The following is a 25,029-nucleotide window of genomic DNA, read 5'->3' as shown; positions in this document are numbered from 1 at the left end:
ATCAGAATTCACAGCATGATTAAAGACAAAAACAATGCTGTTAATAGTCTGATTTAGATAGTTTTAAAGTGACGTAACTGTTGGTAAAGACGGGCGACTTTACCCCATTAACCGTTGTTGTGCTTCACGATATTTTTCAGCGGTTTTAGCCAACACGGCTTCAGGCAATACGGGGGCGGGGGGTTGCTTATTCCAGTCCAAGGTTTCTAAATAATCGCGGACGAATTGCTTATCAAAACTGGGGGGGCTGATGCCCGTTTGATATTCATCAGCTAACCAAAAACGCGAAGAATCAGGCGTTAAAATTTCGTCAATCAAGACTAAATTGCCTGCTGCATCCACACCAAACTCAAATTTAGTATCGGCAATGATGATGCCTTTGGTCAATGCGTAATCACGGGCTTTGCAATAAATCGCAATACTTGCCGCTTGTACTTGCGCGGCTAAGTCTTTACCAATAAGCTGGTTTACTGCATCAAGGCTAATATTTTCATCATGTTGACCAACAGCCGCTTTACTTGACGGTGTAAAAATCGGCTCGGCAAGGCGGGCGGCTTGGGGTAAACCATCGGGTAAGCGAATCCCGCAAATTGCGCCTGTTTTTTGATAATCTTTCCAGCCAGACCCTGCTACATAACCACGCACAATTGCTTCTACAGGCAAAGGTGTTAACTTGCGGGTTACAATTGCCCGCCCTTCTACCTGCGCCCGTTCTGCGGGATTGGTTAGCACTTGTTCTAAAGAAATATCGGTTAAATGATTAGGGATAACCGCACGCATCATGGCAAACCAAAAATTAGAGAGGGTTGTCAGGATTTTGCCTTTTTCAGGAATCGGGGTTGGGAGAATAACATCAAAAGCAGATAAACGGTCGCTTGCAACAATTAGCAAGTGTTGGTCATCAACGCCATAAATATCGCGCACTTTTCCCCGATGTAATAAGGGCAGTTGCGTTAAGTGAGATTCAAATAGAGCAGTTGTCATTGTTTAAGCATCCATCAACAGGTTTAATCGGGCAATTATCCCATAAGTTCTTTATTTACGCTGTAGGATGCAAAAAAGACTGGCGGAAATAGCGCAATCTCTACAACCTCCTCAAAAAGCAGGTGCGCTACGCTCGGTCACGGAGAAAAGTTAATACCAACATGGCGTTTATAACGGATACCACCGTTGATAATGATGGTATCCAGACAACATTATTTTTTAATAAATTGTTGACTAATTTCTTTAAATTCAGGTGTACTTGCACGCTGTAACCATTCAAACATTACCATTTCTTGACTAACAATACTGACACCCGCTTCTCGCATTCTTGCCAAAGCAAGGGTTTTATCATTCATCTTACGAGAAGAAACCGCTTCCTCAACTAAAAAAACATCGTATCCCATATCAATCAAGCCTAACGCGGTTTGTTGCACACAGACATGTGATTCGATACCCCCTAAAACAAATTGTTGTTTATGCGTTGATTGAATATGTTGGCGACAATTTTCAGATTCTGTACAACTAAAATGGACTTTTTCCATTACATTATTAACAGGGACTAACTCACGTAATGCTGTAACAGTAACCCCCAACCCTTTGGGATATTGCTCGGACATTAAAACGGGAACTTGTAAGCGATTTGCAACTTTTATTAAAGTTTGACAAGTAGTTATCACCTGTTCCGATTCTACCGTTGCATGAATTAATCGCTCTTGCACGTCAATAATAAGTAAACAAGCCTGTGTTGCTCGCATCAGCATCATGATGGACTCCTCTGATTTATTTTTTCTTACCAATTAATAACCTTGTGAATTATCGCTAAAAATAAATTCACTTCTATTATTAAATCCTTACTACTAACACATCACAATTAGCTTCTTCTAAAATATCTGTTGTATCAGAACCTACTAACTTAAAAAAACCATGTTTACCATGACTTGCAACAATAATTAAATCAATTTGTTGTTCTACCGCTAAACGGTGTATTTGCAGGGCAACATGTCCAGAGTTGAGCAGCCATTTTTCTATAATGACTGACATATCAAGTTGTTGTGCTAACATTTCCAAGCGTTTATGGGCATCTTGTACGCATAATAAATCGGCTTCCGTCAAAATTTGCGGTGCAAGGTTTACATCCGCTCCTATGTCTAAGCCTACGACAACATGCGCTAAACTGAGTTTTGCATGAAACAAATGTGCAAGCTCAACAGCACGTCGAGCCGCAATAACTGTGTCGGTATTTAAATCTGTTGCAAACAAGATGTTCTGATAATGTTGCATCTGCATCTCCCTACATTAGCCTGTGGTTGAAGTAGGTGTTACTGCTTTTTTAGGGTTACGAAATAAGCGATTGCGTTTTTTTGGCTTATCGCTACCGTCTGCTGTAGGCATTGTTGATGTGGATGTTGTTGCTGGCGGTAACGATTTTTTTGGGGGAGCAGGTCGGCGTTGTTGTTTTTGGGGGGTAGGCGTTGCGAATTTTGGCAATGGTGCGGGTTTAATTAATAAATTATCTTCCACAGGCAAAACGGGAATTTTATGCCCAATATATTCCTCAATATCACTGAGTGAATAAACATACTCTTCACATCCAAAACTAATCGCTTGCCCTGATGCGCCTGCGCGTGCGGTGCGTCCAATCCGATGCACATAATCCTCCGCATCTTGCGGTAAATCATAGTTAATAACATGTGTAACAGCGGGAATATGTAATCCACGTGCCGCGACATCGGTTGCAACCATAATTGCAATTTTTCCTAGCGCAAATTGTTGTAATAACTGCATACGTCGTTTTTGCACAACATCGCCCGACATCAATGCGACAGCATAGCCCTCATTTCCTAACGTTTGGCAAATTTTCTCAGCCGTGCGTTTCGTATTGATAAAAATCAAAATACGAAAAACCGTTGGTATTTCGCTCTGTTGTGGCGGTAATTGTTCACGCTTTAAAATACCCAGTAACAACGATAATTTTTCTTCAGAACCAACATGATACAAATGCTCTATCATTTTATCCGCAATCACTGCTTCACTGTCTATTTTAACAAACTGCGGATTATTTAAACTTTCATACGCAAGTTCTTGAACACGCCATGAAAGTGTTGCAGAAAACATTAAGTTTAAGCGGGTGCTGGGTTTGGGAAGTTGCCGAAGTAAAAAACGTAAATCTTTGATAAATCCTAAGTCAAACATACGGTCGGCTTCGTCTAACACAACAGCCTGCACCGCTTTTAAATTAAAAACATGTTGTTTGTAATAGTCAATAATACGCCCCGGTGTGCCAATCAATACATCAATACCAGTAACCAATTGATTACGTTGTTGATGATAACCTTCTCCGCCATAAACAGCTAAGGATTTTAGCGTAAGATGTTCACTTAACAAGGTACAATCCTTTGCGATTTGAATCGCTAATTCACGTGTTGGCGCAAGAATTAATGCACGCGGTTGATTCGCTTGTCGTCTTTCGCTGGGTGGATTTTTTAACAAATGCGCTAAGACCGCTAATAAAAATGCAATTGTCTTTCCTGTTCCTGTTTGCGCCTGTCCTGCAACATCTTGTCCTGAAAGGGCGAGTGGTAAGGTGCTGGCTTGGATGGGGGTACAATGCTTAAAGCCTGCATCGGCTAAGCCCTGTAGTAAGGCAGGAGATAAAGCCAGAGAATCAAAAGCAATATCTGTTAAATAGGTTTCTGTGCTCATATTTTTACTTATTGTTAGTCGCTTAGTCGCAAGGTGTTGTTGTTATATAAAGTGAGCGAAGCGACATAAAATGGCTACACCTTACACGCTAAAAATGGCTAGACTCATTTTAACCCCATTTCATCGCGTTTTATGGAAAAGATTAACAATAGCATTGTCGACATCAGGATTTAAAAGGATGGCTACTGTCTAACGGCATTAATTTTTTAATTCTGAAAATCCTGTGAATTCTGTCTCAGACAACCCTTTTTTATATTACTGATTGGTTTTTCTTGCCGTTACGCGGTGGGTAATCCCAAATAAAATGTACAAAAAAGACAATGCAAATGCGAAAGCAAACCATTGATAAGCATAAGCATAATATTTATTGGGCGTAGTATCATAACTATCAGGAAAACGTTGAAAACGTTCTTCTTGAGGCGTTAATAGCAGTAAGACATAGGGGGGGGTTGCTCGTTGCAGAGTTTGGCTGAGTTGCTGATAATCTAACGCTTGCACTTGCAATAATTGCGTACTGTATTGTTTGCTTGTGTTATTTGTGAGTTGTTGCGTTGGCGCGGGCGGTTGTGTTAATACGCCCATTAACGTTTGCGGTGTCGTCTCAGCCGTCAGAGAAGGAATTATTTGATTAACATCTATTGCTAACCATCCACGATTAACCCAAATAATACTGTTACTGTTTTCAATTTGAAAAGGGCTAAATACCACATATCCTGCTTGTCCTTGCAGATACTGCTCATCTAGTAACACATGTAATTCATTAAGATATTGTCCTTTTATTTTTACGCGCTGTCCTTGTTTTAATATCTTAATCTGTTCGGCATCATTGATAAGAAGTGCGGGGCTACGACTATATTCTTGATAATCCTTTTTTTCTTGCTGTTTTTGTTGGGCATAGTCTAACTGCCAAATACCCAAACCAATAAAGAGAGGACATAATACTAAAAAACTGGTTGTTCCGAGAAAAGATATTTTAATCATGGCGTAACTCAACAAATTGACGAATTTTTTCGGGTAAAGGAATGGATTTACCTATTTGGTGATTAACCCACACAATAACAGTATGTCCTTGTGCATAAATCAATTCTTTTTCTTGTTCAGCATAAATTGTATGGAATAACGACAAACTACTACGCCCTATTTGCCCTGCATAAATTTGAATGATAAGTGTCATCGGCGCGAAAATAGGCAAGTGATAGGCACAATTTGCTTTAGCCGTTACAGGACTTTCTTTCGCGGATAAATTAATGCCTAGACTCTCTAACCATGCTGTTTCAGCTTGTTCCATGTAAGTAAAATATAGCGCATGATTAACCCGTCCGTACTTATCCATATCCGACCAACGAACTTGTAATCTATGCGTAAATAATAATTTTGTTGGTGGATAATTAATCATATTTGACAAAATTCCATTACTATAATGTGTCTGTCAAAGCACAGCAAAAAAGATATTGATTAATGTGACACAAGATTTATCACTTTTTAGGATATTTATAAATGTTGAAACAAATAATATTGTTATGTTTTACCGTGTTTGCGACGAGCTTGCAAGCGGCGAGTTTTGATTGTAAGAAAGCGCGGGCAGAGTTAGAACAAACAATTTGTAATGATGCAGATTTAAGCGCGCTAGATAGCCAGCTAGGTGATACATACAAAACCTTATTGAAAAGTGCCTCTAAAAGAGAAACCGAATATTTACGTGAAACACAACGTTATTGGGCGCAAACGCGCGGAAATAATTGCGATATTAGAAACGCCGATTGTTTAGCTGCCCTGTATCGTCAGCGAATTGCAACACTGACTTTCTACGGCGACCAAGATTACGCCAATTCAGCGACGGGAAAAGTCAGCGGTATTTATACCTACGGCAAAACGATGGAAATGATGATTGAGGCCTTATCAGATACAGAATTATCTGTTCACATTACAGGTGCTGAACCCAGCACCGCCCGTTGGATTTGTGATTTTGGCGGACAAGGCACATTAGAAGAGGATATTTTAAAAATGAATGCCTTAGATGATGTCATTATTACCGTTACTTTCCATAAAGGAAAAGCCAGTGTTAATGAGGGGGCTGATAACTTATTTTGTGGCGCGGGCGGGACACTAAACGGTGACTATCAAAAAAAAGCAAGTAACTAACTACTCGTAAAGATTATTATTAATAATACCTTGTTAAAAATAACGAACTGAATGTTGACGTTTTGAAATAAGGTTTCATCATGATTTTTTCATTGTGTACAGTCGTAAATCAGGAGATATGAATGGCTAACCCCATCAACAAATATAGTGCCAAAATCACCCAACCCAAATCACAAGGCGCGTCGCAAGCCATGCTTTATGGCACAGGTATGCAAGAAGCCGATATGAACAAGGCACAAATTGGTATTGCCAGCGTTTGGTACGAAGGTAATCCTTGCAATATTCACTTGTTAGACCTCGCGCAAAGAGTCAAAGAAGGTGTTACTGCGGCGGGCATGGTGGGAATGCGCTTTAATACAATTGGTGTCAGTGATGGGATTTCTATGGGAACACGCGGAATGAGTTTTTCCCTACAATCCCGTGATTTAATTGCAGACTCTATTGAAACCATTATGGGCGGTCAATGGTACGATGCCAACATATCTTTACCGGGTTGCGATAAAAATATGCCGGGATGTTTAATCGCAATGGGACGCTTAAACCGTCCATCCCTAATGGTTTACGGGGGGACGATTCGCCCCGGATATAATAAAAAACACGAAACCATTGATATTGTAACGGCTTTTCAATCCTACGGCGCGTATATCACAGGCAAGATTACTGAAGAAGAACGACAAGACATCGTGCGTCACGCCTGTCCCGGTGCGGGAGCCTGCGGCGGAATGTACACGGCAAACACCATGGCATCTGCTATTGAAGCACTAGGCATGAGCTTACCCTACAGCTCATCCACCCCTGCAACAGAAGCCTATAAAATGGATGAATGTTTCCGTGCAGGTGCAGCCATTCGCAACCTACTAGAAAAAGACATCAAACCCCGCGACATCATGACCCGCGCAGCCTTTGAAAATGCAATGGTCATGGTTATGGCATTAGGCGGGTCAACCAATGCCGTACTCCACCTAATCGCTATCGCCCGCTCCGTCGACGTTAACCTAACAATTGATGATTTCCAAGCAGTTAGCGACCGTATTCCCTTCATTGCCGATTTAAAACCAAGCGGTTTATACGTCATGGAAGACCTACATAATATCGGTGGCACACCCGCTATTATGAAATACCTGCTAGAAAAAGGCTTATTAGATGGCGATTGCCTAACCGTGACAGGCAAAACCGTTGCAGAAAATTTAGCCGATTTACCGGGATTAAGTGCAGGACAACAAGTTATTCGTCCCCTAGAAAATCCCATTAAAGCAACAGGACACATCCAAATTCTTAAGGGCAATCTTGCCCCCGGTGGCTCTGTCGCCAAAATCACAGGAAAAGAAGGTCTAAAATTCACAGGCACAGCAAAAGTCTATGACTGTGAAGAAGACATGCTCGTTGCCCTAGAACAAAAAGCAATCCAAAAAGGGGATGTTGTCATCATACGCTACGAAGGCCCTAAAGGTGGCCCCGGTATGCCCGAAATGCTAACGCCCACCTCAGCCATTATGGGCGCAGGCTTAGGACAAGACGTAGCACTGCTTACTGATGGTCGATTCTCGGGTGGTTCACACGGCTTTATTGTTGGACACATCGTCCCTGAAGCCCAAGAAGGCGGCCCTATCGCGCTGGTAAAAGATGGCGACATCATCACCATTGATGCAGAAAATAAACGATTAGATATGAATGTCAGCGATGAAGAACTCGCAAAACGTCGCGCTACATGGCAACAACCGCCCTACAATGCCTCGCGTGGGACATTATACAAATACATTAAAAACGTCAAAAATGCGTCCGAAGGTTGTGTAACAGACGAGTAGCAACAATATTTAAGCGGTACAAATTTATCTGTGCCTCTTTAAAAAATATGGGCAATACGAATAAATAAGGATTTCTCCTAGCCCCTGTTTACCAAAGGGTGAGAGAAATCCTTTTTTGTCTTTGTCTAATTAACACCACCTAATATTTATAGGCATAAATTATTTGTACACAATTGATTATAATTCCATAACTAATTGAAAGGAAAGCGTATGAATAAATATATCGCTGAATTAATTGGAACATTTTGGCTTGTTTTTGGTGGATGTGGCAGTGCAATTTTTGCAGCAGCCTTTCCAACCCTAGGCATTGGTTTTGTTGGCGTATCACTAGCCTTTGGTTTAACTGTTTTAACAATGGCTTATGCTATTGGGCATATTTCAGGTTGTCACCTCAATCCTGCTGTATCCATCGGATTATGGGCAGGTGGGCGTTTCCCAACCAAACAACTACTACCTTACATCGTTGCACAAGTAGTGGGTGGGCTGATTGCAGGGGGGGCTTTATATCTCATTGCGACAGGTAAAACGGGTTTTGATGTTTCCGCAGGATTTGCTTCAAATGGTTACGGTGAACATTCACCCAATGGATATTCGCTACAATCCGCATTAATCACAGAAATTGTATTAACCATGATATTTCTTTTCGTAATTATGGGTTCAACAGACAGTCGTGCGCCACACGGCATGGCACCTATTGCCATTGGACTTTGTCTAACCCTCATTCATCTTATTAGCATTCCTATTACAAATACTTCCGTAAATCCTGCACGCAGTACAGGTGTTGCACTATTCGTTGGTGATTGGGCAATTGCACAACTATGGCTATTCTGGGTTGCGCCAATCATAGGTGCTGTATTGGGTGCTATTACTTATCGTTTTATTAGTCAAGAAACCAATTAATACAGAACAAAGCCTTGCAGAATTATTGCGACTTTAATTTAACCCAAGTTTAACAACCAAGACGGATATCACCGCTTCAAATGGTGTTATCCGTTTTTATCTGGTTTAGTAAAATACACGTTCATCAGTCTTACTTGCATATTGGGGCTAAATCACTAAGAATAAGCCATATTATCCCCTGCGAGCCCAGACCATGCCCCAACAAGTCCATGTCTCCCCGTTTATCATCAATCCTCCCGCTGAGTTATACACCCCTGCCCGTCGTCGGGTTTCGGCTGATTTTGCTTTGCGGTATGCCAATCGGCAGAAAATTGAAGAAAATGAATTAAAAGCCTTTGGGTTGGATTTATGGCGGGCTTTAAATATCGACGAGGCATTTGATACCGCTTATCGACAAGCTTGCCCCGCTATATTACCGATTATTCTCGAAAGCCAAGACGCACAACTGCAACAGCTTGCATGGGAATGTTTATACCATCCGCAACATGGTTTTTTAGCCAAACAGCCACATTTTACCCTGTCGCGCCGTGTTCCGACGCAATGTGTTGTAACGCCTATTCAGCAACGCCCCTTAAAAGTCCTGTTATTCACCAGTTTGCCCGAAAATCTCACCGAACAGGGGCGATTAAATGTTGAAAATGAACAAGCCCATGTTTTAGAAGCCTTACTCGAGCCAGTTCAGCGCGGTATTGTACAGTTAGAAGTGCCAGACGATGGACGCTTTCAGACTTTACAACAGTTTTTAAAACAAGGGTTTGATGTGGTGTTTTTAAGCGGGCATGGGGTGTTTCATGACGAACAGCATTTAACGGAAAAATATGGCGAATTTTGTTTCGAGGATGACAATGGCAATGCTGTGATGGTGCGCGATAGCGAGCTGGCAAAGGCTTTTCGCGGGCAGGGGGTGCAGTGTGTTGTGTTGTCGGCGTGCGAATCGGGACAAAGTGCATCGGCAGATTTAAGTACAGGTTTGGCGCAATCGTTGGTAAATATCGGTTTACCGCATGTCGTTGGGATGCGCGAATCAGTATTAGATATTGCAGGCATTGCTTTTGCGCGGGCATTTTGTGAAGCCATTGCCCAACAAGCGCGGGTTGATGAGGCGGTACAAGCAGGACGGCAAGCGATTGAGCGCGGGGATACAGTCGGCGAAGATTTAAAAAATCATTGGCGTGAATTGAGTGTAACGCAATGGTCTTTGCCAATATTGTGGAGTCGTGACCCTGCTATGCCTTTGGTAGATTGGGGATTTGAGGTTAAACCACTGGCTGATACGGTTTTATCTTCCTCATTATCAGGATTACCACCTTTACAACGTTTTATCGGACGACGGCGCGAACTGCGGGAATGGCGCAACCGTTTAGAAAGCCGTCAAGTTAAACAGTTGCTTATCACAGGCGAAGGGGGACAGGGAAAAACCGCGCTTGTCACCTATTTAGCGCAACGGTTACAGCAAAAAGGCTTTATTGTTCATGTATATTCAGCGCGTCCCGAAAATAGTTGGACAGAGTTTGAAACACTTTTACAGTTTAGTTTAAATGAAGTACATACGCCTGAATTTACAGCGAAACAGGAAAAATGCAAGACTGCAAAATTATTTGCCCAGTTATTAATCTCAACCTTACAGAAACAAACCCAACGTAAATTAGTATTGATTTTTGACAATTTAGAGTCTTTACAAGATTTAAAAACACATGCATTAACTGATGAAACAATAACAACATGGTTAAGCGTTATTCAGCAAATGGGCGACAGTGCGCCAACAGTTTTATTAACATCGCGTTGGAAATTACCGAATTGGCAAACAGGGCATTTGTCTTTATGTCATGTAAATTATGGTGATTTTATTCAGTTCATTTATTTACACAATATCCCTTTGCCCAGTGAAAAAGAAGCGCGGTTTAAATTACTTCGTGAACTTTATCAAGCCTTTCAGGGTAATTTTCGTGGCTTAGAGTTCTTTCTTAAATTGCTCCCCGATTTAAGCCAAACTGACCGCGAGCAGTTATTAACAAGCATTAAAACTGCTCAAACAGATTTACAAACTAATCAACTTTTAGAAAAAATCATTCAAACCGCGTTAGAAGCAGATGAACGCGAGTTATTAAGACGTTTAACGGTTTATACAACCGCTGTCCCACAAGAAGGGGTGAAAAAAATCGCTTTGAGTGAGCCACAATTAAAGCCTGTCGAGCACTTGCTTCAACGCTTAAGTCATTATTCTTTAATAGAATGTATTTTTAACCCGCCTTTACAACGCGAGATTTTCTATTGTGGTGCAATGGTGCGTTTATGGATACAAGCACATTTACCCCCCATCACCACCACGTTATACAGTCAAGCGGCTGACTATCAACGCTATCTTTTTGAAACTGATAAAAAAAATTATGAACAAGCCCTTGCAGTGCATGAAGCCTTGACACTGGCAGGAAAAAAAGCAGAGGCGGATAACTTTGCCTTAGATGAACTTGTGCCCTATTTCTACCGCGTGGGTTTATATCGTACCTTGTTGGAATGGGTAGAGCCGATGCAAGGTGGAGAAGATAAAGCAATTGAGGGGCGAGTTTTAAATTGGCTAGGCACGACAAACCACGCACTAGGAAACTACGAAACCGCCCTGCGCTACTTGCAACAGTCTTTAGCGATAAGACAAGAAATCGGCGATAAACGTGGCGAAGGCATGACGCTCAACAATATTTCTGGAATTTATTGGTCTCAAGGCGACTACGAAACCGCCCTGCGCTACTTGCAACAGTCCTTAGCGATTCAACAAGAAATCGGCGATAAAAGTGGCGAAGGCACGACGCTCAACAATATTTCTCAAATCTATGATGCCCGAGGCGACTACGAAACCGCCCTGCGCTACTTGCAACAGTCCTTAGCGATAAGACAAGAAATCGGCGATAAAAGTGGCGAAGGCACGACGCTCAACAATATTTCTCAAATCTATTCAGCCCGAGGCGACACCGAAACCGCCCTGCGCTACTTGCAACAGTCCTTAGCGATTGCACAAGAAATCGGCGATAAAAGTGGCGAAGGCACGACGCTCAACAATATGGCAACAACGGCTTATGCCCGAGGCGACTACGAAACCGCCCTGCGCTACTTGCAACAGTCCTTAGCGATTCAACAAGAAATCGGCGATGTGGCGGGCCTATGTGCGACCTTGTTTAATATGGGACATATTCATTTGCAAAATGAGGAAGTGCAGGAAGGAATCGCGAAATTTATAGAAGTGTATCGAATTGCTCATAAGATTGGTGAAGCACAAGTCTTACAGGCATTGGAACAGTTGGCGAAGGATTGGGGACAGGATGGCTTAAATTATTGGGAACAGGTAAGTCAACAAATGTCTGAACCGTAATTTTCATAATTTACTTAATTTTCTTAATTATGCTAATTTTATAATTGAGAAAATTAAGGTTCAGACCCAAAAGAGGACATCATGCAATCTACGCAATACGAAACCCTTTTACAGAAACTTGATGGTTTAATGAATGAAATAAGCCAATTACGTGCTGATGTTGCAACACTCAAACGACCCGTGCGGAAAACTAAAAAATCTCCACCAATTCAAGCCAGTAATTGGCAAACCGTTTTCCAAATTGCAGAGCAATTCAGTGATGATTTTATGCAGGAAGAAAGAAAACAACCTGAAATACAAATTCGGGAAATATTTTAATGCGTTATTTACTAGATACTAATATCTGCATTTATTTGATAAAACAACATTATCCAAGCGTACAACAGTGTTTTGAAAAACATCCCATAGAAAAGATATTTCTTTCATCTATCACTGTTTATGAGTTATTTTATGGTGCAGAAAAAAGCCAATATCGTGAGAAAAACAAAAGAAATTTAAAGCTTTTTTGTGAGCAATTTACGATTATTAATTTTGATGAAGAAGCGGCTTATATCACTGCAAATATTAGAAGTCAGCTAGAGAAAAAAGGTCAAGTTATTGGTTCATACGATTTACAAATAGCGGGGATTGCACTTGCTCATCAGCTTACTTTAGTGAGCAATAATCTTAAAGAATTTGAGCGAATTCCTGAGCTTTTATTAGAAAACTGGTTAGTTTTACCATCACCATAATTGACCTATATGCAACCCTACATTGAAGATAATAAGCACGGAAAATAAAAAACTGGGTAATACAATCATCATGACCAATCAATCCCCTATCCAAACTCGGGCCCCTTCCGAACTTGATAAATTCCTCCAGCAAAAATTTACAGAGGAAATCGTACAACAGGCAAATCGTTTGGATGAATTAGCAAAACAATTGTTTACCTTAGAATTGGCTGTGCCTAGTGTTTATATTACGGTGTTGCAATTGGTGCAGGGTGAAAAAGTAGTTTTAGGTTTAAATGCTTATTTAATCGCTGCATTTGGATGTTGGTTTCTCGCGCTACTTTTAACGTTTTTTACCCTATTTCCGAATAATCGTTACAACGTTAAACGCAATCTTATCCGCCGTGAATCTGTTAGTCATCCAGATGAGGGCATTAGTATTGAGGAATTTTTTCAAAAAAGTGCGCGGGATAAATATTGGGAGTTAGTCGCGGGTAGTGTGTGCTTTTTTCTGGGTTTAGCCTGTGCAGGCTTGAGCATCTTTATTCGTTAAACAAGGCTATAAAATGGCAAAACAAAAACAAACTTTTCAGTGTTATCAGTGTAAAGAAACCTTTGATTTATTGATTGATTTAGAGGAGCAACCCGTTTTAATGGGTTATTGTCCGTATTGTAAAGCTGATTGGGAGGTAGATTTTACGCCCGAAAATAGCACCGTCATCATTCATAAAAATACGACACAGAAAACGGCAGGTATAAAACAATTGCCCGCCATTATTGTGACTGAGCCAAGAAAAACTGAAAAATAATGCGTTATTAGCGTAAAACAACTTGTAGGGTGCGTTAGTATCAGCTAATACATCCTATAAAGTTGATTTTAAAAAAATAAAATAAGATAATACTTTGTTTTTTCCTCGTTCCCAAACTCTGTTTGGGAACGAGAGAGACCAACTTAGCTAACTCCAAAACAAATCAATTTCATACTGATAAAACACGCTATCTGCACTCGCTAATTTTAAATCTTCTAATTTAGCCTGCGTGATAATTAACCGGTCAAAGGGGTCTTTATGCTGGCCACACTGAGAAATACCACATTGTTTAAATCATAATAAGCCGCCAATAATTTTTCAGGTACTTTTTCTGGGTTACTTCTCAACCACAAAAACGCATGAGTATCTAACAAAATATTCATTTTTCCCCTAACCAAAAATCATCAGACAACGGCGCATCAAAATCCTCGTGCATCACAATTTTATCTTGATATTCACCCACCGTTCTTTTTTGAACAATTCGCTGTTGATTGCGTAAGAATAAAACAAAATCATAAACTTGCTTTTGCAATTCTGGCGGTAACACTTCGATTTCGTGTAATAATTTTTGACTATACATTTATATTCCCCAAACCGTGCATTGTTTGAATCAATCTTTCACATGGGAATAATCTTAGCCAATAAAAATTGAAAAATAATGCGTTATTAGCGTAAAACAACTTGTAGGGTGCATTAGTATGAGCCAACACATCCTACAAGGTTGATTCTTAAGGTTATGTCCGATACTCTGCATTAATCTTGACATAATCATAAGAAAAATCACAAGTCCATACAATCTCTTGTGCTTGTCCACGTCCTAGCAAAATCCGAATGCTAATATCTGAATTCGCCATAACGGCTTGTCCGCGTTCTTCTGTGTAATCTGTCGCCCGCCCGCCATGTCGCACAATGCAAACATCGCCTAAATAAATCACAATGTCTTCTAAAACGAGTTTAGATAATCCTGCCCGTCCAACCGCTGCTAAAATGCGTCCCCAGTTTGCGTCGCTGGCAAAAAATGCCGTTTTAACCAGTGGTGAATGGGCTATTGTGTAGGCAACGTCTAAACATTCTTGGCTGGTCGCGCCTTGTTCAACATGAATGCTGATAAATTTGGTCGCACCTTCTCCATCGCGCACAATGGCTTGTGCAAGTTGTTGGCAGAGGTGGGTAAGCTGTTGGACAAAGAGTGGAAAATGAGGATGTTGTTCGTTATCAATGCTAACTTCACCTTGTCCACTGGCAACAAGGACACAGGCATCATTGGTTGAGGTATCGCCATCAACACTGATTCGATTAAAACTTTGATTCACCGCTAAATTCAGCCCTGCTTGTAGGACAGTAGCGGGAATTTTTGCATCTGTCGCTATAAACGCAAGCATTGTTGCCATGTCTGGGCGTATCATGCCCGCCCCTTTGGCAATGCCTGTAATAGTAAGGGCTTGACCTTGTAGCGTGGTTTGTAATGATGCGGCTTTGGGCAGGGTGTCGGTGGTCATAATGGCATTTGCTGCATTTTGCCAGCCATTTTCACTGAGGGCTTGTATTGCGGTAGGCAAGGCGGCACTCAGTTTGTCAACGGGTAGTGGTTGACCAATGACCCCTGTAGAAAAAGGTAATACTTTATTTTTTTCGGTATTGCCTAGCGTTGCGAGTGCGCTACAGCTTGCTAGTCCGTCTTGTAAGCCTTGTTCACCGGTCCCTGCATTTGCATTGCCTGAATTTATCAGTAAGTAGCGGGGCATGGTTTGGTTTAAATGTTGACGGGCAAGTATGACAGGGGCAGCACAAAAAGCATTGCGGGTGAAAACTGCCGCACAGGTGCTGGTTGGGGCGAGTTCAAATAGGGTGATGTCATCACGGGTTGCAGTGGGTTTTATTTTCGCCAAGGCAGTGCCGAGTTTAATGCCTTTAATGGGGTGTAAAACGGGAAAGGGGGGAAAGTTGACAGCCATAGTATCCGCGCAGGTTGTGAAGGTGAAAAGAAGAGCGTTCAAGCAATGATTGCTGTTTTTGTCTTAATGTCCTGACGTTAAGGAAACATTATGACAGGCATACAATCATTGTTTTGAGCTTTCTATTATTCTAATTTACCATGACACAATTTGTATTTTTTGCCAGACCCACAAGGACATGGCTCGTTACGTCCTACTTTTGGGACTTGGCGAACATAGGGGGCTTGTTGTGCGGATTCGTTCTTGCTAGCGGTTTCGTCAGCAGGTTCGTTGGTGAGTTCATTGGTTAGTCCGTCCACTTGGGCGTGTTGAAATTGCATAGATGCCAGTGCGGCGGCTTGTTTGCGTCTTTCTTCTTCAACAGCATCCACTTCTTCTTGGGTGCGAACATGAACTTTTGATACCACGCTAATCAATTCTTGTTTAAAACGTTCTAGTAATTTGGAGAACATTTCAAACGCTTCCCGTTTGTATTCTTGCTTGGGATTTTTTTGGGCATAACCGCGTAGGTGTATCCCTTGACGGAGGTAGTCCATTGCAGCAAGGTGTTCTTTCCATTGTGAATCTAGCAGTTGTAACATGACTGCTTTTTCAAAATGGCGTAGTACATCTTCACCCGCTTGTTGGGCTTTTTCTGTGTAGGCGGTTTCTAGCGTGTCCGCAATTTTTTGCCGTAAACTGGTTTCGTGTAAGTTGTGGTCTTCTGCTAGCCATTGCGCAATGGGTAATTTTGCGCCAAAGGTTTCTTCAATCGCCTTCTCTAGCCCTGTGATATTCCATAATTCGTCTAAACTTTGTGGCGGAATATGGGTGTCGATAATTTCATTTAGAACGTCTAAACGAACCGCTTGAATGGTTTCATAAACATTGTCCGATTCCATTAATTCGTTGCGTTGGTCGTAGATAACTTTGCGTTGGTCATTGGCAACATCATCATATTCGAGCAGTTGTTTACGAATATCGAAGTTGCGTCCTTCTACTTTGCGCTGTGCGTTTTCAATCGCTTTTGTTACCCAAGGGTGTTCAATGGCTTCGCCTTCTTCCATCCCTAGTTTTTGCATGAGTCCTGTAATGCGGTCGGAGGCAAAAATCCGCATTAGGTTGTCTTCTAAAGAGAGGTAAAAACGGCTAGAACCGGGGTCGCCTTGTCGTCCAGAACGTCCGCGTAATTGGTTGTCAATCCGTCGGGATTCATGGCGTTCTGTGCCAATAATGTGTAAACCACCACTGGCTAAAACGGCTTCATGTTGGATTTTCCACGCATCGCGTAATTCAATTTCTTTGGCTTGTAGTTGCGCTTCGGTTAGGGCTTCTTTATTTTCGTGTAGTTGTTGCGTTTCTGCTTCAATATTTCCGCCTAAAATAATATCTGTCCCACGTCCTGCCATGTTGGTGGCAATGGTAACAGCCCCTGTGCGTCCTGCTTGGGCGATGATGTGGGCTTCTTGTTCGTGATATTTGGCATTAAGAACTTGGTGTTGAATGTTTTCTTGTGTCAAGAAGTTAGACAGGGTTTCTGAGCTTTCAATAGAGGCTGTACCAACTAAAACGGGTTGCCCACGTTTGCGACAATCAACTATATCATTCAGAATTGCTTTGTATTTTTCTTCTTTAGTTAGGTAAACTAAATCGCCCATGTCTTTGCGTATCATCGGACGATGAGGGGGAATAACGACGACTTCTAAGCCATAAATTTGTTGAAATTCATAGGCTTCTGTATCTGCCGTTCCTGTCATACCTGAGAGTTTTTTGTACAGGCGGAATAAGTTTTGGAAGGTGATAGAGGCGAGGGTTTGGTTTTCGTTTTGAACAGGTACGCCTTCTTTGGCTTCTACGGCTTGGTGTAAGCCTTCTGACCAGCGACGACCCTGCATGGTGCGCCCTGTAAATTCGTCAACAATGATGATTTGTCCATCTTTAACGATGTAATCAATGTTCCGTTGGAAAAGGCTATGGGCGCGAAGGGCGGCATGAATATGGTGCATTTTGCTGATATTGGCGGAGTCATACAAACTCTCGCCTTCATTTAGCAAGCCTTCGTGCATGAGTAATTCTTCAATATGTTGATGCCCTTCATCACTGATAAGCACTTGTTTGGCTTTTTCATCAACATAGTAATCCCCCGGTACTTCTTCTTCATCATCTTTTTGCGGTTCACGCAGTTGGGGTTTTAGACGGGGGACAATGGTGTTAATCCGTTGGTATAATTCTGAATTATCATCTGTTGGCCCTGAGATAATCAGGGGGGTGCGAGCTTCATCAATTAAAATGGAGTCCACTTCATCAACAATTGCGTAATTCAGTTTGCGTTGCATCCTATCAGTAATGCTAAACGCCATGTTATCGCGTAAGTAATCAAAACCAAATTCGTTATTTGTGCCGTAGGTAATATCGGCTAAATAAGCGTCACGTTTTTCTTCAGCGGGCATGTTTGGCACGACAACACCAACGCTCATTCCTAAAAAGCGATAAACCCGTCCCATCCATTCCGCGTCACGTCGTGCGAGATAGTCATTGACCGTGACCACATGCACGCCATCGCCCGATAAGGCGTTTAAGTAGGCGGGTAAGGTCGCAACAAGGGTTTTCCCTTCCCCTGTACGCATTTCAGCAATTTTACCTTGATGGAGTACCATACCACCGATAAGTTGCATGTCGAAATGGCGCATATTTAGCACCCGTTTCCCCGTTTCACGGACAACGGCAAAGGCTTCAGGTAATAAATCGTCTAGTGTCGCGCCCTGTTTCAAACGCTCCCGAAACTCAATTGTTTTATGACTCAGTTCTGCATCGCTTAAACCGCTGAGGCTTGGTTCGAGCGCGTTAATTTGCTCGACTGTTTTCATCATGCGTTTGACCAGCCGTTCATTACGGCTACCGAAGATTTTTTTTAGCAGGTTTCCTAACATGGGTTGTTGATGTCTTTAAAATGTAGGCTGAAGAAACGGGAGAGTTAGTGTTATTTTCTCTATAAAAAAGAAACACAAAAACGGTTAAATGCGTAGTCCAAAATGACATCGCATACGCGAAACGCGCTTTATCTGTATAGTTTACCGTAATGGGCTTATGACTGACAAAATAAAGGCGAAATAATCCTCAAGTTTTTAAGGAATAAGATTGCGAGGCAATATAAAGCGCGTGTAAAAATTTATAATGTGGTGAGAAATCAGCTAGAATGAGTGACATGAAAAACTAATTTTATTTGAATAAATAATGAAAACTGTTTTACAAATTTTGAATCATTCTAGTCATATAGTACACACCGTTATCGAGCGGTGCGCCGCTTTACAACAGATTGATCGAGCCTTAAAAGAACATTTGCCCACAGTCTTACGTCATCATTGTTCTGTTGCGAATGTGCGTGAACAGGTTGTTGTTCTTTGGGCGGATAGCGCACCGTATGCAACCCGTTTACGTTATATGAGTGAAGAGATTTTACACACTTGGCAAAGCGACCCTTTTTTGCAACCATTACGCATCAAAAAGATAGAAATTAAAGTGCATTCGCTTGATACCGCCTTAGTAAAACCCTCACTCATGCAGACTGACAAACGTCGTCCATCCTTATCACATGAAACCGCAATGCTCCTACAAAATGTAGCTCACAATTTAAAAGATCAAGGATTGCGAAATGCTTTATTGCGCCTAGCTCGTCATACAAATAAGGGTTGAAGACATCCGATGGGCAGGCTATGTACTTGTTCATCATCAAATGTAACCAGTTCCCACGCTTTTTTGTCCGCTAATAAGGTTCTGAGCAGTAAGTTATTTAATTCATGCCCTGACTTATGACCGCTGAATGCACCTATAAGCCCATGTCCTAATAGGTAAATGTCACCAAGGACATCTAAGATTTTATGGCGAACAAATTCATCATCGTAGCGTAAGCCGTCCTCATTAAGAATGCGATAGTCATCCACCACAATCGCATTGTCTAAACTACCGCCTAAGGCTAATTTATTTTCACGTAATAATTCGATTTCGTGCATAAAACCAAAGGTTCGTGCGCGACTAATTTCTTTTACAAAAGATGTTTTAGAAAAATCCATTTCCGCGTATTGGCGCGTGCGTTTAAAAACGGGGTGGTCAAACTCTATGCGAAAGTTGACTTTAAACCCGTTGAAGGGTTCAAATTTTGCCCACTTATCACCTTGTTGTACTTGAATTTTACGTTTGATGCGTATATAGCGTTTTGGGGCGTGTTGTTCTTCAATACCCGCTGACTGAATTAAGAAAACAAAAGGCCCTGCACTCCCGTCCATAATGGGAACTTCGGGCGCGCTAATATCAACATAAGCATTATCAATACCTAAGCCCGCAAAAGCAGATAGTAAATGTTCAACCGTTGAGATTTTGACATGTCCATTCACTAGGGTTGTAGAAAGGCGGGTATCCCCCACGTTTTCTGCATGGGCGGCAATATCTACTGGCGGAGATACATCAACGCGTCGAAAAACAATACCTGTATCAGGCGCGGCAGGACGTAGGGTAAGAAAAACCTTTTCTCCTGTGTGCAAGCCAACACCCGTGGCTCGAATCACATTTTTCAAGGTACGTTGCTTTATCATTGTTTTTTATATCTCCACGATAGCTCGGATAGGCAGCGACTAACCATCACGATAATCCTGCTAGGCTATCCATTGTATAGATAGGTAAAAAATTTCTAAAAATTACTACTAAAGGGGTTATTAAATAAAACTATTTAGTTAGTATGAAATTTTCATACCAGATGGGCTTGTAAGTCTATTGTATTGCGTATAGGGGCTAAAAAACAGTGTATATAACCGACAAAGCCTCTATACAGGCTTAAGTATAAAGAATGAAATTTTTTGTTGCAGTGCAACAATACGATTAATCTGACTATCTGTCAAGTTATTACGTCACGTCATAAGTAATTTTCAGACATTAAAAAAACAAGTAGGGACTGTTTGTCTCAGAAAGTGGCTGATACAAACGTCCCTCTCGTTTTAAGCATTATACGATGATGACCGTATTGTGTTGGGAATAAAACTAATCCGCTTGACGGCGCAAAAAAGCGGGAATATCCAAGTAGGTTTCACTAGGATGGTTATTATCTGAATGTTCTAAGGTTTTTTCATGCCCGTCGGATTGACGGCGCACTAATGGGGATTTATCGTAATCCTTATAATCATCAACCTTGCTGGCGACCCGCTCGCGTTCTGCTGGCATACTCTTACTATTTGTAAACGGTAGGGTTTTTACATTAGGCGCGTGACGATTTTCAGTAATGGTTTGACGACCTGTCGTAAAATGCGCACCACTATTTTGTTGGCTTACGCCTGTTGCAATAACCGTAACTCGTAATTCTTCTTTGATATCAGGGTCAAGTACAGTACCAACTACCACGGTTGCATTTTCTGAGGCGAATTCTTCAATGACATCGCCCATTTCTTCAAATTCACCAATGGTTAAATCTAAACCAGCGGTCATATTGACTAAAATGCCACGCGCACCTGATAAATCTATATCTTCAAGTAAGGGGCTGGAAATGGCTTCCATTGCGGCTTTTCGCGCCCTACCCTCACCTTTTGCTTTACCTGTTCCCATCATCGCCATGCCCATTTCCTGCATAACGGTTTTTACGTCTGCAAAGTCAACGTTAATCAAACCGGGGCGTGTGATGAGTTCAGAAATCCCTTGTACCGCACTGTAAAGTACGTTATTAGCCGCTTTAAATGCATCTAATAAACTAGAATCTTTACCTAACACACTTAATAATTTTTCATTGGGAATAACAATCAATGAATCAACATGTTGTGCTAAATCTTTAATTCCTTGTTCCGCAACAGATGAGCGTTTTCTTCCTTCAAAAGGGAAGGGACGGGTTACAACGGCAACGGTTAAAACACCCAATTCTTTAGCAACTTGTGCAACAACAGGTGCTGCACCTGTTCCTGTACCGCCGCCCATCCCTGCGGTAATAAATACCATGTCTGTGCCTTCTAACACAGCCATGATACGTTCCCTATCTTCAAGCGCGGATTGTTGTCCAACTTCAGGATTGGCACCTGCCCCTAAGCCTTTAGTAACATCTGTGCCTAATTGTAAAACGGTACGTGCAGAAGAGTTACGCAGTGCTTGTGCATCGGTGTTGGCACAAATAAACTCAACACCTTCAATGCTGCCTGCTAACATGTGTTCAACTGCATTACCACCACCGCCCCCCACGCCGATGACTTTAATCACCGCGTTTTGGCTAAAAGTATCCATTAATTCAAACACAATAAAGACCTCCTATGCGCTAGCGCATGGCTATGATAACTGTTAAGAATCCTTGTAATCTAATCCGAATTATAGCTTTATAGCAAGATGTTCAGTATCTGCGAAGCGTTTTTTTTTCTAATGGGCAATTATCGCAGAAATTATGCCATTCTTTTCTAAGCAGTCTTATATCTACTTTAATTTTGTAATGACGCATAATGACTGTAGATAAGGCTAAAAAAACATTTTATTGATATACATCAAAAATTACCTTGAAACCAGTTTTTCATACGGGTAAAGACATTTTTAAATCCCCCGCCCGTGCTGGCAATATCTGACATTCGTTCATGACGGTGATGATGTCCGAAAAGCAACAAACCGACACCCGTCGCGTGCATGGGGTTACGTACCACATCAACCAAGCCAGATACATAACGCGGGTAGCCAATGCGGACGGGCATGTGAAAGACTTCTTCAGCCAATTCAACAACACCATCCATTTTGGCACTCCCCCCTGTAATCACCAAACCAGCCGCAATTAAATCTTCATAACCGCTACGCCGTAAGACTGATTGTACAAGGGTAAATAGTTCTTCATAACGGGGTTCAACCACATCAGCCAAGGTTTGACGCGCTAAATAACGGGGCGGACGCGCACCAACACTGGGTACTTCTATCATTTCATCTGCATTGGCTAAGTTTGCTAACGCACACGCATATTTAATTTTAATTTCTTCTGCATATTGGGTTGGTGTGCGCATCGCTACAGCAATATCATTAGTGACTTGGTCGCCTGCAATGGGAATAACGGCGGTGTAACGAATTGCCCCTTCAATAAATATAGCAATATCTGTCGTTCCCCCCCCTATGTCGACTAAACAAACGCCTAAATCTTTTTCATCTTCGGTTAAAACGGCTTCGCTAGACGCTAATTGTTGCAAAATAATATCGTCAACTTCTAAACCGCATAAACGTACACAACGGACAATATTTTGTGCCGCACTGACCGCTCCAGAAACCAGATGTACTTTTGCTTCCAAACGCACGCCAGACATACCAATTGGCTCACGTACCCCTTCTTGATTATCAATGACAAACTCTTGGGCTAGGACGTGAATAATTTTTTGGTCGGCAGGAATGGCAACCGCACGTGCTGCGTCTAAAACACGGTCGATATCATCTTGGGTGACTTCTTTATCCCGAATTGCAACAATACCATGTGAATTCATACTCCGAATATGGCTGCCAGAAATGCCTGTAAAGACGGAGTGAATTTCACAACCCGACATCAATTCTGCTTCTTCAATGGCGCGTTGAATAGAATGAACCGTAGATTCAATATTGACAACAACCCCTTTTTTCAGTCCCCGTGAGGGATGTTGTCCGATGCCGATAATTTCAACTTCATTACCTTCTGCGGGAATTTCTCCAACAATGGCAACTACTTTAGAAGTGCCAATATCTAAGCCTACGATTAAATTTTTATCTTTTGCCATTTTATTCCTCGCTCTACTGAGCCAAGCGTACTGCAACGCCGTTGGTATAACGTAAATCTACCATTAATTTTACGCTTTTACTGATTGCTGGTTGACAGGTGGTTGGGGACTTTTTACTTTTCTTTTGTGCTGATTGACTCGTCGAACAAAGTGGAAACTGTGTCGTTAGCTTATCGTAAATTTCTAAAAACCGTTGTAATCGTTGGGTATTATCACCACGCCCCAGTATTAGTTTGATGCCATTGTTTAAAACAATATACCACGCATAGCGTTGATTACAGCCAAACTCATTAATTTGTAGTCCTTTAGTACGTAACAAATCTTGTGCCGTTTTATACAATGCCGCAACTTCTGGTGCGTTATCTTCTAATCCTTGTAATTGCGGTAAGGTAATAGTTTGTTCGGGGACTTCAAATATAATGCCTTTTTCGCTGACTAACTGTAATATCCCTTTAGGGGAGGAGACGGGATTATTGGTGGTTGCACTTGCGACACGCCAATGTCCAACAGCCTGATACTCTTCTATTTTAACTAAAAGCGTATCCATCCATTGCCGTTCAATACTAACCGTTGCTATCCAAGCAATTTTTGCCAGTGTGGTTTGAATCGCTTGTTCATCCACTTGCCATAAACTGCCAGTAACATAAGGGGCGATAGCTTCACGCACAGATTGCGTGCTAACTCGCTGATTACCTTCAATTACTACTTCATGAATAGGGACGTTGCGAGGATTTTGTATCCATACGACACCGCCTGCAATTAATCCCAATAAAAAGAAGACGAAAACAATATTTTTCCAGTAAGGCAATATATAAGGGATAACAAAGATTATGCCTTGAACAAAATAGGCAAAACCCGTTTGAATATTATCAATTATCTTGTTAAGAAAATTGTATATTCCTAGCGTGGTATGAGTAACTGCGCGCCGTGCTTGCCCATTGCCGCGCTTAACAACGGCGCGTTTTTCGTCTGTACGTCGTGTGCTGCGTAAAGACAAGGTTTTTTTCATGTGCTTGCTAGGATTTGTAACACTAAATTATCAAAATCAATGCCTGCCGCCTTAGCCGCCATAGGAACAAGACTATGGTCGGTCATACCGGGAACGGTATTAACTTCTAACAACCAAGCTTGTCCCGTTGCATCACACATTAAATCTACTCGTCCCCATCCTGTTGCACCAACGGCTAAAAAAGCTTGTAACGCTAATTGTTGCAAGGTGGTTTCTTGGTCGGGTGCTAGACCAGATGGGCAAATATAACGGGTTTGTGTATTGTCGCTGTACTTCGCTTCATAATCATAGAAAACCCTTGGGGTTTCTAAGCGGATGATAGGCAAGGATTGGTTTTGTACAATGCTGGCTGTATATTCTACACCACTAATGTATTTTTCAGCGATAACTACTTGATCAAACTGCTTTGCAAGTTCATAGGCTTGTTGTATTTCTACAACATCATTAACTTTACTCATGCCAACGCTAGAGCCTTCACTGGCAGGTTTTACCATCAGTGGTAAGCCTAATTTGGTAACAACATTGTTAAAATCAGTTTTTTCCGTTAGCAGTACACACGGCGGCGTGGGTAATCCTAAGCCTTCCCAAACGAGTTTTGTACGGTATTTATCCATTGCCAAAGCAGAGCCTAATACGCCGCTGCCCGTGTAGGGTAATCCTAACTGTTCTAACAGCCCTTGTACCGTACCATCTTCACCACCGCGCCCATGTAGGGCAATAAACACGTGATCGTAACTGTTTTCAGTTAATTTCTCTAATAAGCTACCCACGCCTGTATCGATACCTATCGCATCAACCTCTTGATTTAATAGGGCTGTTAATACAGCGCGCCCACTTTTTAAAGACACATCACGTTCTGCGGATGTTCCCCCCATTAATACGGCAACTTTTCCCCAGTGGGTTGTATTCACAGTCATTTTTTTATCATTC

The 25,029-nt window shown here is 41.8% G+C and carries 23 protein-coding genes; 9 read left to right on the top strand and 14 right to left on the bottom strand.

The window, feature by feature from the left end; all coding sequences use genetic code 11:
- Positions 1 to 99: 99 nt before the first annotated feature.
- The 6 genes from AL038_RS00505 to AL038_RS00480 all read right to left on the bottom strand — a co-directional run bounded on the left by AL038_RS00505 (position 100) and on the right by AL038_RS00480 (position 5,083).
- Positions 100 to 984, bottom strand: coding sequence for a phosphoribosylaminoimidazolesuccinocarboxamide synthase (locus AL038_RS00505; protein WP_062147434.1), 885 nt, complete (start codon positions 982 to 984; stop codon positions 100 to 102).
- A gap of 212 nt (positions 985 to 1,196) precedes the next feature.
- Positions 1,197 to 1,748, bottom strand: a complete 552-nt coding sequence (locus AL038_RS00500) for a hydrolase (RefSeq protein ID WP_236839431.1) — start codon at positions 1,746 to 1,748, stop codon at positions 1,197 to 1,199.
- A 79-nt stretch (positions 1,749 to 1,827) separates the two neighbouring features.
- Complete coding sequence (locus AL038_RS00495) at positions 1,828 to 2,265, bottom strand: universal stress protein (protein ID WP_062147431.1); 438 nt, start codon at positions 2,263 to 2,265, stop codon at positions 1,828 to 1,830.
- Between the two features lie 15 nt (positions 2,266 to 2,280).
- The gene (locus tag AL038_RS00490; protein ID WP_083991372.1) at positions 2,281 to 3,687 is read right to left on the bottom strand and encodes a DEAD/DEAH box helicase; all 1,407 of its coding nucleotides are present in this window, start codon (positions 3,685 to 3,687) and stop codon (positions 2,281 to 2,283) included.
- 255 nt (positions 3,688 to 3,942) lie between these two features.
- Positions 3,943 to 4,668, bottom strand: a complete 726-nt coding sequence (locus AL038_RS00485) for an SURF1 family protein (protein WP_062147428.1) — start codon at positions 4,666 to 4,668, stop codon at positions 3,943 to 3,945.
- Positions 4,661 to 5,083, bottom strand: coding sequence for an acyl-CoA thioesterase (locus AL038_RS00480; RefSeq protein ID WP_062147425.1), 423 nt, complete (start codon positions 5,081 to 5,083; stop codon positions 4,661 to 4,663). The genes AL038_RS00485 and AL038_RS00480 overlap by 8 nt, the downstream gene beginning before the upstream one ends.
- 101 nt (positions 5,084 to 5,184) lie before the next feature.
- Between AL038_RS00480 and AL038_RS00475 the strand changes: the two genes are divergently transcribed.
- From AL038_RS00475 to AL038_RS00440, 8 genes are all read left to right on the top strand, one after another.
- The gene (locus AL038_RS00475; protein WP_062147422.1) at positions 5,185 to 5,829 is read left to right on the top strand and encodes a lysozyme inhibitor LprI family protein; all 645 of its coding nucleotides are present in this window, start codon (positions 5,185 to 5,187) and stop codon (positions 5,827 to 5,829) included.
- 122 nt (positions 5,830 to 5,951) lie between these two features.
- The gene (ilvD, locus tag AL038_RS00470) at positions 5,952 to 7,634 is read left to right on the top strand and encodes a dihydroxy-acid dehydratase (RefSeq protein WP_062147419.1); all 1,683 of its coding nucleotides are present in this window, start codon (positions 5,952 to 5,954) and stop codon (positions 7,632 to 7,634) included.
- A 210-nt stretch (positions 7,635 to 7,844) separates the two neighbouring features.
- The gene (gene aqpZ, locus AL038_RS00465) at positions 7,845 to 8,534 is read left to right on the top strand and encodes an aquaporin Z (protein WP_062147416.1); all 690 of its coding nucleotides are present in this window, start codon (positions 7,845 to 7,847) and stop codon (positions 8,532 to 8,534) included.
- A gap of 193 nt (positions 8,535 to 8,727) precedes the next feature.
- On the top strand, positions 8,728 to 11,898 hold the full coding sequence (locus AL038_RS00460; protein WP_062147413.1) for a tetratricopeptide repeat protein: 3,171 nt from the start codon (positions 8,728 to 8,730) through the stop codon (positions 11,896 to 11,898).
- A gap of 81 nt (positions 11,899 to 11,979) precedes the next feature.
- Positions 11,980 to 12,216, top strand: a complete 237-nt coding sequence (locus AL038_RS00455) for an AbrB/MazE/SpoVT family DNA-binding domain-containing protein (RefSeq protein ID WP_062147410.1) — start codon at positions 11,980 to 11,982, stop codon at positions 12,214 to 12,216.
- Positions 12,216 to 12,629, top strand: a complete 414-nt coding sequence (gene vapC / locus AL038_RS00450) for a type II toxin-antitoxin system tRNA(fMet)-specific endonuclease VapC (protein ID WP_201800113.1) — start codon at positions 12,216 to 12,218, stop codon at positions 12,627 to 12,629. Before AL038_RS00455 ends, vapC begins: the two co-directional genes overlap by 1 nt.
- A gap of 70 nt (positions 12,630 to 12,699) precedes the next feature.
- The gene (locus AL038_RS00445) at positions 12,700 to 13,161 is read left to right on the top strand and encodes a hypothetical protein (RefSeq protein ID WP_062147400.1); all 462 of its coding nucleotides are present in this window, start codon (positions 12,700 to 12,702) and stop codon (positions 13,159 to 13,161) included.
- A 13-nt stretch (positions 13,162 to 13,174) separates the two neighbouring features.
- The gene (locus AL038_RS00440) at positions 13,175 to 13,417 is read left to right on the top strand and encodes a hypothetical protein (RefSeq protein ID WP_062147395.1); all 243 of its coding nucleotides are present in this window, start codon (positions 13,175 to 13,177) and stop codon (positions 13,415 to 13,417) included.
- Between the two features lie 379 nt (positions 13,418 to 13,796).
- Here the strand turns inward: AL038_RS00440 and AL038_RS00435 are convergent, their stop codons facing one another.
- From AL038_RS00435 to secA, 3 genes are all read right to left on the bottom strand, one after another.
- Positions 13,797 to 13,997 (bottom strand): DUF2281 domain-containing protein, encoded by a 201-nt coding sequence (locus AL038_RS00435; RefSeq protein ID WP_062147392.1) that lies wholly within the window; start codon positions 13,995 to 13,997, stop codon positions 13,797 to 13,799.
- Between the two features lie 154 nt (positions 13,998 to 14,151).
- Positions 14,152 to 15,372: a bifunctional glutamate N-acetyltransferase/amino-acid acetyltransferase ArgJ gene (gene argJ / locus AL038_RS00430; protein WP_062147389.1), complete on the bottom strand. Its 1,221-nt coding sequence runs from the start codon at positions 15,370 to 15,372 to the stop codon at positions 14,152 to 14,154.
- Between the two features lie 125 nt (positions 15,373 to 15,497).
- The gene (gene secA / locus AL038_RS00425) at positions 15,498 to 18,281 is read right to left on the bottom strand and encodes a preprotein translocase subunit SecA (RefSeq protein WP_062147386.1); all 2,784 of its coding nucleotides are present in this window, start codon (positions 18,279 to 18,281) and stop codon (positions 15,498 to 15,500) included.
- A 304-nt stretch (positions 18,282 to 18,585) separates the two neighbouring features.
- Between secA and AL038_RS00420 the strand changes: the two genes are divergently transcribed.
- Positions 18,586 to 19,044: a DciA family protein gene (locus tag AL038_RS00420; protein WP_062147383.1), complete on the top strand. Its 459-nt coding sequence runs from the start codon at positions 18,586 to 18,588 to the stop codon at positions 19,042 to 19,044.
- Here the strand turns inward: AL038_RS00420 and lpxC are convergent.
- The 5 genes from lpxC to AL038_RS00395 all read right to left on the bottom strand — a co-directional run bounded on the left by lpxC (position 19,026) and on the right by AL038_RS00395 (position 25,016).
- On the bottom strand, positions 19,026 to 19,940 hold the full coding sequence (gene lpxC, locus AL038_RS00415; protein ID WP_062147380.1) for a UDP-3-O-acyl-N-acetylglucosamine deacetylase: 915 nt from the start codon (positions 19,938 to 19,940) through the stop codon (positions 19,026 to 19,028). The two genes, AL038_RS00420 and lpxC, sit on opposite strands and share 19 nt — an antisense overlap.
- A gap of 442 nt (positions 19,941 to 20,382) precedes the next feature.
- The gene (ftsZ, locus tag AL038_RS00410; RefSeq protein ID WP_062147377.1) at positions 20,383 to 21,615 is read right to left on the bottom strand and encodes a cell division protein FtsZ; all 1,233 of its coding nucleotides are present in this window, start codon (positions 21,613 to 21,615) and stop codon (positions 20,383 to 20,385) included.
- A gap of 239 nt (positions 21,616 to 21,854) precedes the next feature.
- On the bottom strand, positions 21,855 to 23,090 hold the full coding sequence (ftsA, locus tag AL038_RS00405; protein WP_161575405.1) for a cell division protein FtsA: 1,236 nt from the start codon (positions 23,088 to 23,090) through the stop codon (positions 21,855 to 21,857).
- A 13-nt stretch (positions 23,091 to 23,103) separates the two neighbouring features.
- Positions 23,104 to 24,099: a cell division protein FtsQ/DivIB gene (locus tag AL038_RS00400; RefSeq protein ID WP_062147375.1), complete on the bottom strand. Its 996-nt coding sequence runs from the start codon at positions 24,097 to 24,099 to the stop codon at positions 23,104 to 23,106.
- Positions 24,096 to 25,016: a D-alanine--D-alanine ligase gene (locus tag AL038_RS00395; protein WP_062147372.1), complete on the bottom strand. Its 921-nt coding sequence runs from the start codon at positions 25,014 to 25,016 to the stop codon at positions 24,096 to 24,098. Before AL038_RS00395 ends, AL038_RS00400 begins: the two co-directional genes overlap by 4 nt.
- Between the last annotated feature and the right edge of the window lie 13 nt (positions 25,017 to 25,029).

Origin of the sequence: Beggiatoa leptomitoformis (assembly GCF_001305575.3) — a bacterium.
In the GTDB taxonomy this organism is placed as follows: Bacteria; Pseudomonadota; Gammaproteobacteria; order Beggiatoales; family Beggiatoaceae; genus Beggiatoa; species Beggiatoa leptomitoformis.
The sequence above is the reverse complement of the archived record's forward strand: the minus strand, read 5'-3'. Positions and strand labels throughout refer to the sequence as shown.

Coding starts and splice junctions, on each gene's coding strand:
- AL038_RS00485 (WP_062147428.1), bottom strand. CDS start 4,668: ATGATTAAAATATCTTTTCTCGGAACAACCAGTTTTTTAGTATTATGT.
- AL038_RS00500 (WP_236839431.1), bottom strand. CDS start 1,748: ATGATGCTGATGCGAGCAACACAGGCTTGTTTACTTATTATTGACGTG.
- ilvD (WP_062147419.1), top strand. CDS start 5,952: ATGGCTAACCCCATCAACAAATATAGTGCCAAAATCACCCAACCCAAA.
- AL038_RS00440 (WP_062147395.1), top strand. CDS start 13,175: ATGGCAAAACAAAAACAAACTTTTCAGTGTTATCAGTGTAAAGAAACC.
- AL038_RS00455 (WP_062147410.1), top strand. CDS start 11,980: ATGCAATCTACGCAATACGAAACCCTTTTACAGAAACTTGATGGTTTA.
- vapC (WP_201800113.1), top strand. CDS start 12,216: ATGCGTTATTTACTAGATACTAATATCTGCATTTATTTGATAAAACAA.
- AL038_RS00400 (WP_062147375.1), bottom strand. CDS start 24,099: ATGAAAAAAACCTTGTCTTTACGCAGCACACGACGTACAGACGAAAAA.
- AL038_RS00490 (WP_083991372.1), bottom strand. CDS start 3,687: ATGAGCACAGAAACCTATTTAACAGATATTGCTTTTGATTCTCTGGCT.
- AL038_RS00460 (WP_062147413.1), top strand. CDS start 8,728: ATGCCCCAACAAGTCCATGTCTCCCCGTTTATCATCAATCCTCCCGCT.
- AL038_RS00445 (WP_062147400.1), top strand. CDS start 12,700: ATGACCAATCAATCCCCTATCCAAACTCGGGCCCCTTCCGAACTTGAT.
- ftsA (WP_161575405.1), bottom strand. CDS start 23,090: ATGGCAAAAGATAAAAATTTAATCGTAGGCTTAGATATTGGCACTTCT.
- AL038_RS00420 (WP_062147383.1), top strand. CDS start 18,586: ATGAAAACTGTTTTACAAATTTTGAATCATTCTAGTCATATAGTACAC.
- AL038_RS00395 (WP_062147372.1), bottom strand. CDS start 25,016: ATGACTGTGAATACAACCCACTGGGGAAAAGTTGCCGTATTAATGGGG.
- AL038_RS00495 (WP_062147431.1), bottom strand. CDS start 2,265: ATGCAACATTATCAGAACATCTTGTTTGCAACAGATTTAAATACCGAC.
- AL038_RS00505 (WP_062147434.1), bottom strand. CDS start 984: ATGACAACTGCTCTATTTGAATCTCACTTAACGCAACTGCCCTTATTA.
- argJ (WP_062147389.1), bottom strand. CDS start 15,372: ATGGCTGTCAACTTTCCCCCCTTTCCCGTTTTACACCCCATTAAAGGC.
- AL038_RS00480 (WP_062147425.1), bottom strand. CDS start 5,083: ATGATTAATTATCCACCAACAAAATTATTATTTACGCATAGATTACAA.
- AL038_RS00475 (WP_062147422.1), top strand. CDS start 5,185: ATGTTGAAACAAATAATATTGTTATGTTTTACCGTGTTTGCGACGAGC.
- aqpZ (WP_062147416.1), top strand. CDS start 7,845: ATGAATAAATATATCGCTGAATTAATTGGAACATTTTGGCTTGTTTTT.
- lpxC (WP_062147380.1), bottom strand. CDS start 19,940: ATGATAAAGCAACGTACCTTGAAAAATGTGATTCGAGCCACGGGTGTT.
- AL038_RS00435 (WP_062147392.1), bottom strand. CDS start 13,997: ATGTATAGTCAAAAATTATTACACGAAATCGAAGTGTTACCGCCAGAA.
- secA (WP_062147386.1), bottom strand. CDS start 18,281: ATGTTAGGAAACCTGCTAAAAAAAATCTTCGGTAGCCGTAATGAACGG.